This window comes from Acidovorax sp. (genome assembly GCF_046314175.1).
GTDB lineage: Bacteria > Pseudomonadota > Gammaproteobacteria > Burkholderiales > Burkholderiaceae_C > Acidovorax.
The window spans coordinates 11,876-24,811 of sequence record NZ_JBKBXG010000018.1 but is presented as its reverse complement, the minus strand read 5'-3'; the positions used below and the strand labels follow the sequence as shown (position 1 = coordinate 24,811).

Here is a 12,936-nt window from a genome sequence, read left to right as displayed (position 1 = left end):
CACAAGTGTATCGACGAGTAAGGCGTGTGTTCATGCTGTTTTCCAGTGCCTGTGCGCTTGCACGCCACTGCTCCACGCAAAACGGGGCCGAAGCCCCGTTTTGTACTCACTACCTCAGCGGGCCGTTCAGCCTTCCAGCAACTGGCGCAGCACGAACGGCAGGATGCCCCCGGCCTGGTAGTAGTCCACCTCGATGGGCGTATCAATGCGCAGCGTCACCGTAACTTCCTTGCGCGAGCCGTCGGCCCGGTGGATCACCAGTTGCGCGTCGCTTTGCGGGGTGAGCGCGGGGTCGGGCACTACGTCGATGACTTCATTGCCCAGCAGGCCCAGCGTCTCCCACGAGTCCGCACCCTTGAACTGCAGGGGCAGCACGCCCATGCCGACCAGGTTCGAGCGGTGGATGCGCTCAAAGCTGCGCGCCACCACGGCCTTGATACCCAGCAATTGCGTGCCCTTGGCCGCCCAGTCGCGGCTGGAGCCGGTGCCGTACTCCTCGCCCGCAAAAATCACCGTGGGTGTGCCCTGCGACATGTACTGCATGGCGGCGTCGAAGATGAACATCTTCTCGCCCTGCAGTGCGCCCTCGTTCTGGAACACGGTCACCCCGCCCTCCTCGCGCGACCCGTCGGCCGTGGCGGGCAGCATCAGGTTCTTGATGCGCACGTTGGCAAAGGTGCCGCGCATCATCACGTCGTGGTTGCCGCGGCGGGCGCCGTAGCTGTTGAAGTCGGCCTTCATCACGCCATGCTGCAGCAGCCACTGGCCGGCGGGCGAGCTGTCCTTGATGGAGCCTGCCGGCGAGATGTGGTCGGTGGTGATGGAGTCGCCAAACAGCGCCATGATGCGTGCACCGCACACCGACGGAAGTTTGGCATCATTTTGGCCTGCAGCGCTTGATGGTTCTGCGCCAGCAGCTCCTTTTTCAAGAGCAAACTGGGCAAAGAACGGTGGCTCGGCGATGTACGTGCTGGCGGGCCAGGTGTAGGCGGTGCCGCTGACTCCCTTGATCTTCTCCCACAGCTTGCCGGGGTCGGTAGCCACCTTGGCGTAGTTCGCGCGGAAGGCTTTGCCATTCATCGCAAACTTCAGCAGCGCGTGGACTTCTTCGCTGGTGGGCCAGATGTCACCCAGGTAGATGTCTTTGCCACCCTTGCCCTTGCCCACAGGCTCGGTCATCAGGTCCTTGAGCACCGTGCCCGCAATGGCATAGGCCACCACCAGCGGCGGGCTGGCCAGAAAGTTGGCCTTGAGGTTGGGATGGATGCGCGCCTCGAAGTTGCGGTTGCCCGACAGTACGGCGGCGCACACCAGATCGTTGCTAGTGATGGCCTCATTCAGCTCGGGTGTCAGGTCCCCCGCATTACCGATGCAGGTGGTGCAGCCGTAACCGGCCACCGAGAAGCCCAGCTTTTCCAGGTACGGCAACAAACCGGTTTCCGTCAGGTATTCGGTAACGATGCGCGAGCCGGGCGCCAGCGATGTCTTGATGTGCGGTTTGACCTTCAGCCCCGCCTCCACCGCCTTTTTGGCCAGCAGGCCCGCCGCCAGCAGCACGCTGGGGTTGCTGGTGTTGGTGCAGCTGGTGATGGCGGCAATCAGCACATCGCCGTTGCCCACCGTCACGTCACCCGTGCGGCTGGCTTGCTGTGCCGGAACTTCGGCATGCGCGGCGGCCATGGTGGGCTTGTTCTGTTCCATCTCCACCACAAATCGCGGCGCGCCGGACGGTGCTGGCTTCTCTTCCGGCGGGGCCAGCAGGGGCGGCATGTCGCCACTGCGCACATGGTGGCGCGTGTGCAGCAACTCGGCCGGGCGGTTAAAACCATTTTGTGCGTTGGGCTTGCTGAACAGGTCCGCAAACTGGCTGCTGACCTTGCCAAGCTCGATGCGGTCTTGCGGGCGCTTGGGGCCGGCCAGGCTGGGGGTGACGCTGCCAAGGTCAAGCTTTACGACCTGCGAGTAGTCCACCTCACCGGCCAGCGGCACGCCGAACAGGCCCTGCGCCTTGAAGTAGGCCTCGAAGGCTTCGATTTCGGTCTTGGTGCGGCCCGTGCCCTTGAAGTAGTCGATGGTCTTTTCGTCCACCGGGAAGAAGCCCATGGTGGCGCCGTACTCGGGTGCCATGTTGCCGATGGTGGCGCGGTCAGGCAGCGCCAGGGTGCGCGTGCCTTCGCCAAAAAATTCGACAAACTTGCCCACCACCTTGTGTTGGCGCAGTAGCTCGGTCACCGTCAGCACAAGGTCGGTGGCGGTCACACCTTCGCGCAACTGGCCCGTCATCTCAAAGCCCACCACATCGGGGGTCAGGAAGTACACGGGCTGGCCCAGCATGGCGGCCTCGGCCTCGATGCCGCCCACGCCCCAGCCCACCACGCCGATGCCATTGATCATGGTGGTGTGGCTGTCTGTGCCCACCAGGGTGTCAGGGTAGTAAACGTTGTCCTTGCGCTTGTGCACGCCGCGCGCCAGATATTCGAGGTTGACCTGGTGCACGATGCCAAAGCCCGGAGGCACCACGCCAAAGGTGTCAAAGGCCTGCATGCCCCATTTCATGAACTCGTAGCGCTCTTTGTTGCGCTGGAATTCAAGCTTCATGTTCAGGTCGAGTGAATTCTTCTTGCCGTAGTGGTCGATCATGATCGAGTGGTCCACCACCAGGTCGACGGGCACCAACGGCTCGATCTTTTTGGGGTTCTTGCCCAGTTTTACAGCCACGCTGCGCATGGCGGCCAGGTCTGCCAGCAGCGGCACGCCGGTGAAGTCCTGCAGCACCACGCGCGAGACGACGAAGGGGATCTCGTCGGTGCGCGCAGCGTTGGGCGCCCAGTGCGCCAGCTGCTGCACATGCTCGGCGGTGACCTTGCGGCCATCGCAGTTGCGCAGCACCGATTCGAGCACGATGCGAATCGACACGGGCAGGCGGTTGATTTGAGGGAACTGCTTGGCCAGCGCGGGCAACGAGTAGAACTGACCTTCCTTGCCAGAGGCGGTCTTGAAGTTCTTGAGGGTGTTGGCAAACGCGTGGCGGGCGGGTTTGGTCGGCGATTTGGCTAGCTTGGGTTTTGAGGCCATGGCGAACTCCTGAAAAAGACAACAAGGCCCATTCTGGCAGTCTCACGTGTTGCCGCAATTGTGGGGATATGCAGCGGACCCCGGCAGCACACACCTGGCCAATGACATTCGCCTACCCCACTTGTGCACACCATAGCGATCAATTTCAAACCAAAATGGCCGCCAACGCTTGAATGGAAAGCGCTGGCAGCTATGCATGTGATAGCAGTTCAGTGGCGACACTGCGCGCACTACGCGACCGCAAACCCCGGCAGCCGCCGCACACCCATCCATTGCAGTTCTGCCAGCACAGCCACCGACACCACATGCACCACCAGATACGCCTGGCCGAGCAGCGTGGGGGCAAGTGCACTGCCCAGCAGCAACGCCAGGCTGGCAAGCGCCCAGGCAAAGTTGCAAGTGATCAGCACCCACAACAATCCGCGCGGCATCGCAGGGGCGCGGGCAATGGTGATGGCCAGAGCGGCGTAGCTCAGCAGCATCACGCCGGTCACGGTCAGCAGGCCTGCAGGCAGGCCCAACCATTCAGCCAGCGATGCAGTGAGCAGCAGATGCAAGGCACCCAGCAACACCCCGGTTGAGGCATCAAACCAGACCACGGCACGCAGGGTGGAGGGGGAGGACAACAGGTTCATCAACATGGCAAGCTCCTTGGGGTTGAAAGAAGGCTGCATCGTTGCCGCTGCGGCGCACCGCGTCGATGACCTGCCAGGTAATGGCCGACGCGCGCATTGCCCCTAGGATGCGGGGCATGACCTCCACGCCATCTTCCTCATCCAGCCCCTCGCACCGCCCTTCGCGCCACGCGCTGCCGCACCGCACGGCTGCGGTGGGGTCGCCCGCATCGTTTGGCGACCACCTGCGCACGTGGCGCCAGCAGCGGCACCTGAGCCAGCTGGAGCTGGCGGACGAGGCAGACATCTCCACCCGCCACGTGAGCTTCATGGAAACCGGCCGCACCAACCCCAGCCGCGACATGGTGCTGCGCCTGTGCGAACGCCTGGCTGTGCCCCTGCGTGAACGCAACGCGCTGCTGGTGGCGGCCGGCTACGCGCCCATGTACCGCGAACGTGCACTGGACGACCCCGCGCTGGCCGCCGCGCGCCAGGCGGTGGAGCTGGTGCTCAAAGGCCATGAGCCCTGCCCCGCCATCGCCCTGGACCGCTGCTGGAACGTGGTGGCCACGAACCGCGCCGCGCACGCCCTGCTGGCCGCCCATGTCAGCCCCGCGTTGCTGGCGCCGCCGGTCAACGTGTTCCGGCTCAGCCTGCACCCCGAAGGCCTGGCCCCGCGCATTGCCAACCTGGCCCAATGGCGGGCCCACCTGTTTGAACGCCTGCGCCAGCAAATACAGGCCACGGCAGACCCGGCTTTGATTGCGCTGCAGGCCGAGTTACAACAATATCCCGCGACTGAAGAGTCCAGCCCCATGGTACTGGTCGGTGAAATGCTGGGCGTGGTAATGCCGTTCTGCTTTGAAAGCGTGCATGGCATGCTGTCGTTGATCAGCACCACTACCATATTCGGCACGCCGGTGGATGTGACCTTGCAGGAGCTGGCGGTGGAGTCGTTTTTCCCGGCCGATGATTTCACGGCGAAGGTATTGCGCGACGTGGCTCAGCACCATTCTGAAGATTGAAAATCGCAGACTGGATCTGAGCGCGGCCAGGGTCGCGCGTCCGCGTCAAGAATGCAAAGCAGTCCACCAAGAGCCGATGCAAATCGGATCGCCTTGCAAAATACCCTGCACACCCCGTTCAGCACCACCAATGCCGAACGAATCCCGCACCATAAAAAAAGCCCGCTGAAGCGGGCTTTTTGCTGGGGAGCAAAACAGGCTCAAATCGCAAACTGTGCGCGGTCCTGGTTTTGAATCCACTTAGGTGCCTTGCCGCGGCCGGTCCAGGTCTGGCCGGTGGCGGGGTCACGGTATTTGGGAGCCACCTTGGTGCCGGCTGTGGAGCTGCGGCCCACCTTGCCTGCGGCCTTGCCCGAAGGAAACACGTCCTGGGCCGTCAGACCGTGCTCTGCGACCAGCGTACGAACCTGGGCCACGGCGTCCGACAATTCGCGGCGGCGGGCTTCACTGATTTGTTGCTCAAGGGCTTCGCGCTGCTTCAACAGTTCTTTATAGCTGGTCATAGTATCTAGGTAGAGGTTGTGAGGTGGACGACTGAAGAATTATATAAATATTGCGCCGGATTTGTGCAAGACAGGACAATTCTCATAAAAAAATGATTACTTCCCTGACCATCATATTGAACGGTTCAATCTGCCCCCCTGGTAACGCTGGGTATTGAGACGCTTTGCCAGCAGGCGTTCCATGGAATGGTGTGGGCACCACGTTGTGAGCCGTCATTGTTCTATGCAACTTTTGCGATTTCCACAGGGTAAATATCTGGCGCCAGCACTCCATTCATTGCGCAACAGTGGGCAAAACTCCATTTTCTGTCGTCAAAATGGTGCGCGCCGGTTATAGCGGGGCCAAGCTGCATGAAAAAGCAAAGTGTTCCGCTGCGGGTCGGTTCTCACGTTCACTGAGACCAAAGCACCCGAAAGCCACGGCCGCAGCGCAATACGCTGAAAATCCACGCTTCCTTCCTTTTCACACACACCATGGCTCTTTACTGTATTGGCGATATCCAGGGCTGCGACTCAGCGCTGGGCCGCCTGCTGGACGTGATCGGTTTTTCATCCAGCCGGGACACCGTGTACCTGCTGGGCGACCTGGTGAACCGAGGCCCCGACTCGGCCGCCGTATTGCGCCGCTGCATGGCCCACGGCGACGCCCTGCGCTGCTTGCTGGGCAACCACGACCTTCACCTGCTGGCGGCCGCCCATGGCGCCCGCAAGCCATCGCGCCGCGACACCCTGGGCACGGTGCTGGACGCGCCTGACCGCGATGCCCTGCTCGACTGGGTGCGCCAGCAGCCGCTGGCGCGCGTGCACGAGCACGCTGGGCAAGCGCTGCTGATGGTGCACGCAGGGGTGTTGCCCGCGTGGTCGGCCGCCGACACATTGGCCCGCGCGCAGGAGGTGCACACCGTGCTGCGCAGCGCCGATCTGCCAGCTTTTTTGCACGCGATGTACGGCAACACGCCTGACCAGTGGAGCGACCAGCTCACCGGCACCGACCGCCTGCGCGTGATCGTGAATGCGCTGACTCGATTGCGGTTTTGCTCGGCCAACGGGGTGATGGACTTTGAAAGCACCGAAAGCGCAAGCGCCGCGCCCCCTGGCCTGATGCCGTGGTTTGACGTGCCAGGGCGCCAAACCGCGGGCACGCTGGTCGCGTTTGGCCATTGGTCCACGCTGGGCTGGCTCAACCACAGCGACCTGCTGGGGCTGGACACCGGGTGTGTGTGGGGAGGTTGCCTGAGCGCAGTGCACTTTGGCGCGACGCTGTCAGACCGGGAGCTGCTGCAGGTGCACTGCGAGCAGGCGCAGCAGCCCGGCAACTAAACAACAAATGCAAAAAAATAGCGGCCTTTGGGCCGCTATTCTTTATATAGCTGTCAGCGCTTTACCATCAAGCGCTAGCAGCCATTTTGACCACAATTATTGGATGGAAGTCTCAGGCTGAACGGCCTTGAACAGTGCGGCCACCTTGCGCTTGGGCTTGATGTTGGCCGAGATGCTGCTGCGCTGCGCCGACTTGGCAGATTCCCAGGCGGGTGCGGCGTCGGGGGCTGCGCTGGCTTCGTACGGCTTTTCAAAGAACGGGTCGCGGGAGGCCACTGCGGGGCGAAACCCACGGTGCTGTTCACGCGGCTCGCGGGGTTCGCGGCCCAAGGGACGCGGTTCGCGCTCGCGGCGCGGGGGTGCCGAGATGGCATCGCGCCCGTCACCGGTTTCGCCCGCTTCGCGCCAGGCGCGGCGGCCATCGTTGATGCGGCCCTGATTGCGAATGTTTGGCTGGTCTTCTTCGTACTCAACGGCTTCGAGTTCGATCTTTTTCTTGATCAACTTCTCGATGTCGGCCACCAGACGGGCATCGCTGCCCGACACCAGCGTGACCGCCAGACCCGACGCCCCCGCGCGGCCGGTGCGGCCAATGCGGTGCACGTAGTCTTCGGCGTTGAACGGCACGTCGAAATTGAACACGGCAGGTACGTCCTTGATGTCCAGGCCGCGTGCGGCCACATCGGTACACACCAGCAGGTCGACTTCGCCGCTCTTGAACGCTTCGAGCGCCTTCAGGCGTTCGTCCTGGCTCTTGTCGCCATGCAGCGCGGTGGTCTTGAGGCCTTCGCGCTCCAGGCTGCGCGCCAAACGGGCACAACCGAGCTTGCTGTTGACAAAGATGAAGGCCTGCTTGATACCCCGGGTCTTCAGAACCTGGTGGATGGCGCGGCGCTTGTCGTCGTCGTTGGCGCTGTAAAAGCGCTGCTCCACGGTGGAGGCCGTTTCGTTCGGCCGGGCCACCTCGATGGTGACGGGGTTTTGCAGGTAGCTGCTGGCTAGGCGCTTGATCTCAGGCGAGAACGTAGCGCTGAACAACAGTGTGGTGCGCTGCTTGGGCAGGTACGACAGGATGCGCTGCAGATCGGGCAGGAAGCCGATGTCCAGCATGCGGTCCGCCTCGTCGAGCACCACGTATTCGACCTGGTTGAGCACCGCGTTCTTGGCTTCGATGTGGTCCAGCAAGCGTCCCGGCGTGGCCACCAACACTTCGACGCCTTTTTTCAGCTCGATGGTTTGGGGCTTCATGTCCATGCCGCCAAACACCACGGTGCTGCGCAGCTTGGTGTACTTGGCATACAGCGCGATTTGCTGGGCCACCTGGTCCGCCAGCTCACGCGTGGGCAGCAGTACCAGGGCGCGCACAGGGTGGCGGGCGGGAGAGGTGGAGCTGCTTTCGTGCTTGAGCAGCCGCTGCAGCAAAGGCAGCGAGAACGCCGCCGTTTTACCCGTGCCCGTCTGGGCTGCGCCCATCACGTCCTGGCCAGTCAGGACCACCGGAATGGCCTGCTCCTGGATGGGTGTCATGGACTCGTAGCCCATTTCGGCTACGGCGCGCGCCAGCGGCTCGGCCAGCGATAGATTGGAAAAGGAACTTGTCATTTAGCCTTCTATTGTCGCACCGGTGGCCAAAAAAGCGATTTTTCGCAATCGAAACGCAGAAAACAGGGACCACATGGGTCAACACTTGGCGGTACATCCACAACAAAAGCTATTATTTTTATAGCTTTTAGCGCTTATCTGTAAAGCGTTACAGCCCATTTTCATCACAATTTAATTCAGCACCGCGCGCAGCTGACGGGTGGTAAAGGCAAAACGCCTCGCCCCGATCTGGGCGAGGGTATTCATTAGAGGGAGCGCGCCGTCAGGAGCGCTAAAGCCAGTGAAACCGGGTGCAGCGCAAATGACTTGGTATCTTGCGCGCCTCCGACCAACGCAGCAGCAGCTACACGCTGCGGGCCGCGAAGGTATCGCACCCCTTCACGCTCCCGTTCTGCAACCCGTTGTTGAACCAGCGCTGGCGCTGCGCACTGGTGCCATGGGTGAAACTGTCCGGCACCACGGCGCCACCCCCAGCGCGCTGCAGGGCATCGTCGCCAATCTTGGCGGCTGCGTTCATGGCCTCTTCAACGTCGCCTTTCTCCAGTATCTGGCGCGCGCTTTGGGCGTGGTGGGCCCACACCCCGGCAAAACAGTCGGCCTGCAGTTCCAGCCGCACCGACAGTGCGTTGTATTCCACCTTGCTCACCCGGCCACGCATCTCGTCGACCTTGCCGCTGATACCCAGCTGGTTCTGCACATGGTGACCCACCTCATGCGCAATCACATAGGCCTGCGCAAAGTCGCCGGGCGCACCCAGGCGGTTCTTCAGGGTTTCATAAAAGCCGAGGTCGATGTAGACCTTCTGGTCTGCCGGGCAGTAAAACGGCCCCATGGCGGCCTGGCCTGTGCCGCAGGCCGTGGGCGTGGAGCCCCGAAACAGCACCAGACGGGGCTCCTGGTACGTGCCACCGCCCTCGCGGAACACCGCCTTCCACACGTCTTCGGTATCGGCCAGCACGGTGGAGACAAACCGGGCCATGGTGTCGTCGGCAGGCGGGCGCTGCGCCGGGCCTTGCGACTGCACCTGCGCAGGGGGCCCGCCGCCGCTCAGCAGGCCCAGGATAGTTAACGGATTGATACCCAGCACCCAGCCACCGACCAGCGCAATCACGATGGTGCCAATACCAATGCTGCGCCCGCCAAAGATCGGGGACCCGCCCCCACCGCCACCGCTGCGGCGATCTTCCACGTTGTCCGATTCGCGATTGCCTTCCCATTTCATACCGGTTCTCCCGCTCGCTCCAGAGGTGGAGGGAATGGGCAGCATGTTACGCGCCGAACGGGGGCCGGGAGGCACAGCCGCTACCATGCTGCCGGATGCGCACGCCCATGCGCCATCCCTGTCAACGGACTTTTCTCGCCATGCTCAACGATGCCTCCCGTTTCTCGCCCGCTGCAAAGCGGGTGATTCTGCTCACCGGCTTCGACCCCTTTGGCGGCGACATGCAGAACCCCAGCTGGCTCATTGCGCAAGCACTCCACGGCCAGCGCATTGCAGGCCATGTGGTGATAGCTGCCCAACTGCCCACCGTGTTTGATGAGGCGCTGCAGCACCTGCAGGCGTTGGTCGCGGCGCACCAACCCGCGCTGACCCTGTGCCTGGGCCAGGCGGGTGGGCGAGCCGCACTGTCGCTGGAGCGCATTGGCATCAACATCAACGATGCACGCATTGCCGACAACAGGGGGCACCAGCCCATCGACACGCCCGTGGTGCCCGGCGGCCCCGCAGCGTACTTTTCGACCCTGCCCATCAAGGCCATGCTGCGCGCCACGTTGTGTGCTGGCGTGCCATGCGAGGTGTCGCAAACTGCAGGCACCTTTGTTTGCAACCACGTGCTGTATGGGCTGATGCACATGCTCGCACGCGGCACCGGCCAGGCAGGCGCGCGTGGCGGGTTTGTGCATGTGCCCTGGTTGCCCGCACAGGGCACGCCACACCTACCACTGCGCGACATGGTGCGCGGCATCCACACGGCACTGTGGACGGCCATGCTGGTGCAAAGTGACATTGCGCTGGGCGCGGGTGCCACATATTGATTGATGGGCCCACAGAGCATCCGGAAAACGGCATTCCCCCGGCCCCTACTGGGGGCTTGTCCGCTTCTCGGGGCATCCCGCGCTGTGTAGAGTTGGCACATGCTTTCCGCCCCCACTTCAGAACCCGCTGGCACGCTGGACGCTGCGGCCACCGCCGCGCGGCTGCCTTGGGGCCCGCTGGCCGATGAAATCGCCGCGCTCCTGCACGACAGCACTGTTTCGGTGCCTGCCCGCTCGGTGCTGCCCCTGCCCCGGGGCGGCAGCCTGTTTGTGATGCCCGCCACCGACAGCCGCGTTGCGATGACCAAGCTCATCACGCTGACGCCCGCCAACGCAAGCACCGGACGCGCCTCCATCCAAGGCGACGTGGTGATTTTTGACATCGCCACGGGCGAGCGCCGCCTGGTGCTGGACGGACCCACTGTCACCGCGCGCCGCACCGCTGCCGTGTCGTTGCTGGCGGCGCGGCTGATGGCACCCGTGCAGCAAGGTCCGCTGCTGGTGGTGGGCGCAGGCGTGCAGGGGCAGGCGCATGCGCAGGCTTTTATCGAAGGGCTGGGCGTGCGAGAGGTGTGGATCGCCTCGCGCAGCGCGGGCAGCGCCGAACTGCTGGCGCAGCAGGTGCGCGCAATGGGCGCCACCGCCCGGGTGGTCACCGATGCAGACGCCGCGCTGCCCCACTGCCCGCTGGTGGCAACCTGCACCCCCGCTCACGCCGTGGTGCTGACCGCCACGCCACGGCCCGATGCCTTTATTGCAGCGGTCGGCGCTTTTACGCCGACCATGGCAGAGCTTTCGCCGTCGCTATGCCTGCACATGGCCCAGCACGGGCACATCGTGGTGGACACCGAGGACGCCAGCCATGAGGCGGGCGATCTGCTGCAGGCGGGCCTTGACGTGGCGGCCATCCCCACGTTGCGCGATGTGGTTCGCGGCCCATTCACAGCGAGCACGGGGCCCGTGCTTTTCAAAAGCTGCGGCTGGGCCGGGTGGGACCTGGCAGCGGCGCGGCTGGCGATGCAAGCCGTCACACAGCGGGAGCACCCATGAATCTGTTTGCCCGCTTCTCCGACCGGGGTCTGCGCATGCAGATTGCCCTGGTCTTCGGCACGCTGGTGGTGACGCTCTCGGTGCTGCTGTCACTGGCCTTCGGAGAGCTGTTCAAGCACCGTCTTCAGCGCGATGCGGGCACGTCGCTGCAGGTCGTCGCTGAAAACGCCGGCAAACTTCTGGCTAACGGGCTCATGGAACGCAGCCTCGAAGCCGAGGTACTGGCCGACTCCACCCAGGTGTGGGCCAAGGGACTCGACACCCCCGAAGCCCGCTACCTGCTGGCGCGCGCCCAAGCCATGCATCCCACCAGCCTATGGATTGGCGTGGCAGACGCCCAAGGCATCGTGCGCTCGGCCACCAACGGTATGCTGGTGGGGCACAGCGTGGCGGAACGCCCCTGGTTCAAGGCGGGCATGGAGCAGGTGCATGTGGGCGACGTACACCCCGCCGCCCTGCTGGAAAAGTTGCTGCCGCCCCTGGCATCCGGCGAACCCTACCGGTTTGTGGACTTTGCCGCACCGATCCGCGTGGGCCCCACCACCGTGGGTGTGCTGGGTATTCATGGCAGCTGGGAATGGACGCGGGAGGTGCTCGAAAGCCTGACGCCGCCCCGGTCGGACGAGAGCGCGGTCGAACTTTTCATCTTTGACCGTGCGGGCGCGCTCATCCTTGCGCCCAGCGGCCAAGCGCGCACGCTGCAGGCCACTGGTCAGCGGCTACCCGAAGGCGTCAACATCAACAACAACCGAGATGGCGGGCGAATCAACACCGCCGTGGTGCGCTGGCAGGACGAGCAGCGCTACCTGACCGCAGCCACCCAGCTGCAGCCGCGCAACGCTGCCAGCGACCTGGGATGGCGCATCGTGGCGCGCCAGCCGGTGGAGCTGGCGTTTGCGGAGGCCAATCGCACGGTGCACATGTCGCTGGCGATAGGGCTGATAGCTGCCCTGCTGGCGTCCGCCCTGGCATGGATGGCCGCGCGCAGGCTGAGCGATGACCTGGACGCATTGGCCGAAGCCGCCAGCGCAGTAGAGGCTGGAAAGCCCGGTGCCGACATCCCGGCCGTGCACAGCAATCTCGAAGTGGCGAAACTGTCTGTGGCGCTGGGCAGCATGACGCACCGACTGCTTGCGGCCCGCGAGGCCATGGAAGAAACAGTCCGCCTGCGCACGCTGGAGCTGGAAACAGCCAACCGGGCGCTGGACCTGCAGGCCCGCACCGACGCGCTGACCGGCCTGCTCAACCGCCGCGGGTTCGACACCCAGATGGCGTTTAGCCTGGCGATGGCCCGCCGCAGCGGCAGGCCGTTGAGCCTCATCACCGTGGACGTGGACCACTTCAAGCGCGTCAACGACACTTTTGGCCATGAAGCGGGTGACGAAGTGCTGCGGCGGCTTGCGCGCACGCTCGAACAACGCCTGCGCGGATCAGACGTCGTGGCCCGCCTGGGCGGCGAGGAATTTGTGGTGCTGCTGCCTGACACGGACCTGGCGGGGGCCCAGGCCATAGCCCAAGCACTGGTCACGGCGATGGCCGCGCAGCAAGACCCCGTTGTGGGCGCCATCACGGTGAGCGCTGGCGTAGCCAGCATGCGCGGCCTGCAAGACAACGGCAACGACATCCTGCGCAGGGGTGACGCCGCGCTGTACGAAGCCAAGGGCCAAGGGCGCAACCGGGTGTGTGTGGAGACTTAGCGCCACCAACAGC

At 64.0% G+C, this 12,936-nt stretch carries 10 protein-coding genes; 5 read left to right on the top strand and 5 right to left on the bottom strand.

What is annotated here, in order from left to right; all coding sequences use genetic code 11:
* Positions 1–126: 126 nt before the first annotated feature.
* Together ACK4OE_RS07140 and ACK4OE_RS07135 are read right to left on the bottom strand one after the other, a co-directional pair.
* The gene (locus tag ACK4OE_RS07140) at positions 127–3,075 is read right to left on the bottom strand and encodes an aconitate hydratase (RefSeq protein WP_409883989.1); all 2,949 of its coding nucleotides are present in this window, start codon (positions 3,073–3,075) and stop codon (positions 127–129) included.
* A gap of 230 nt (positions 3,076–3,305) precedes the next feature.
* Complete coding sequence (locus ACK4OE_RS07135) at positions 3,306–3,716, bottom strand: hypothetical protein (protein ID WP_409883988.1); 411 nt, start codon at positions 3,714–3,716, stop codon at positions 3,306–3,308.
* Positions 3,717–3,826: 110 nt separating this feature from the next.
* Between ACK4OE_RS07135 and ACK4OE_RS07130 the strand changes: the two genes are divergently transcribed.
* Positions 3,827–4,714, top strand: coding sequence for a helix-turn-helix domain-containing protein (locus ACK4OE_RS07130; protein WP_409883987.1), 888 nt, complete (start codon positions 3,827–3,829; stop codon positions 4,712–4,714).
* 200 nt (positions 4,715–4,914) lie between these two features.
* On the opposite strand, the gene ACK4OE_RS07125 is transcribed toward ACK4OE_RS07130, so the two are convergent.
* A complete protein-coding gene (locus ACK4OE_RS07125; protein WP_409883986.1) occupies positions 4,915–5,217 on the bottom strand; it encodes an H-NS histone family protein in 303 nt (100 codons plus the stop codon).
* Positions 5,218–5,691: 474 nt separating this feature from the next.
* On the opposite strand from ACK4OE_RS07125, the gene ACK4OE_RS07120 reads away from it, so the two are divergent.
* Positions 5,692–6,537: a symmetrical bis(5'-nucleosyl)-tetraphosphatase gene (locus ACK4OE_RS07120; RefSeq protein ID WP_409883985.1), complete on the top strand. Its 846-nt coding sequence runs from the start codon at positions 5,692–5,694 to the stop codon at positions 6,535–6,537.
* A gap of 96 nt (positions 6,538–6,633) precedes the next feature.
* Here ACK4OE_RS07120 and ACK4OE_RS07115 read toward each other — a convergent pair whose 3' ends face one another.
* Positions 6,634–8,139, bottom strand: a complete 1,506-nt coding sequence (locus ACK4OE_RS07115; RefSeq protein WP_409883984.1) for a DEAD/DEAH box helicase — start codon at positions 8,137–8,139, stop codon at positions 6,634–6,636.
* A 343-nt stretch (positions 8,140–8,482) separates the two neighbouring features.
* Entirely contained in the window at positions 8,483–9,361 is an 879-nt protein-coding gene (locus tag ACK4OE_RS07110) for a neutral zinc metallopeptidase (protein ID WP_409883983.1), read from the bottom strand.
* Between the two features lie 140 nt (positions 9,362–9,501).
* Here ACK4OE_RS07110 and pcp point away from each other — a divergent pair, with 140 nt between their 5' ends.
* The 3 genes from pcp (at position 9,502) to ACK4OE_RS07095 (ending at position 12,923) form a co-directional block, all read left to right on the top strand.
* Positions 9,502–10,176: a pyroglutamyl-peptidase I gene (pcp, locus tag ACK4OE_RS07105; protein ID WP_409883982.1), complete on the top strand. Its 675-nt coding sequence runs from the start codon at positions 9,502–9,504 to the stop codon at positions 10,174–10,176.
* Positions 10,177–10,275: 99 nt separating this feature from the next.
* A complete protein-coding gene (locus tag ACK4OE_RS07100) occupies positions 10,276–11,226 on the top strand; it encodes a delta(1)-pyrroline-2-carboxylate reductase family protein (RefSeq protein ID WP_409883981.1) in 951 nt (316 codons plus the stop codon).
* Positions 11,223–12,923 (top strand): diguanylate cyclase, encoded by a 1,701-nt coding sequence (locus ACK4OE_RS07095; RefSeq protein ID WP_409883980.1) that lies wholly within the window; start codon positions 11,223–11,225, stop codon positions 12,921–12,923. The genes ACK4OE_RS07100 and ACK4OE_RS07095 overlap by 4 nt, the downstream gene beginning before the upstream one ends.
* The last annotated feature ends 13 nt before the right edge of the window (positions 12,924–12,936 follow it).

Coding starts and splice junctions, on each gene's coding strand:
- ACK4OE_RS07125 (WP_409883986.1), bottom strand. CDS start 5,217: ATGACCAGCTATAAAGAACTGTTGAAGCAGCGCGAAGCCCTTGAGCAA.
- ACK4OE_RS07135 (WP_409883988.1), bottom strand. CDS start 3,716: ATGTTGATGAACCTGTTGTCCTCCCCCTCCACCCTGCGTGCCGTGGTC.
- ACK4OE_RS07140 (WP_409883989.1), bottom strand. CDS start 3,075: ATGGCCTCAAAACCCAAGCTAGCCAAATCGCCGACCAAACCCGCCCGC.
- ACK4OE_RS07120 (WP_409883985.1), top strand. CDS start 5,692: ATGGCTCTTTACTGTATTGGCGATATCCAGGGCTGCGACTCAGCGCTG.
- ACK4OE_RS07095 (WP_409883980.1), top strand. CDS start 11,223: ATGAATCTGTTTGCCCGCTTCTCCGACCGGGGTCTGCGCATGCAGATT.
- pcp (WP_409883982.1), top strand. CDS start 9,502: ATGCTCAACGATGCCTCCCGTTTCTCGCCCGCTGCAAAGCGGGTGATT.
- ACK4OE_RS07130 (WP_409883987.1), top strand. CDS start 3,827: ATGACCTCCACGCCATCTTCCTCATCCAGCCCCTCGCACCGCCCTTCG.
- ACK4OE_RS07110 (WP_409883983.1), bottom strand. CDS start 9,361: ATGAAATGGGAAGGCAATCGCGAATCGGACAACGTGGAAGATCGCCGC.
- ACK4OE_RS07115 (WP_409883984.1), bottom strand. CDS start 8,139: ATGACAAGTTCCTTTTCCAATCTATCGCTGGCCGAGCCGCTGGCGCGC.
- ACK4OE_RS07100 (WP_409883981.1), top strand. CDS start 10,276: ATGCTTTCCGCCCCCACTTCAGAACCCGCTGGCACGCTGGACGCTGCG.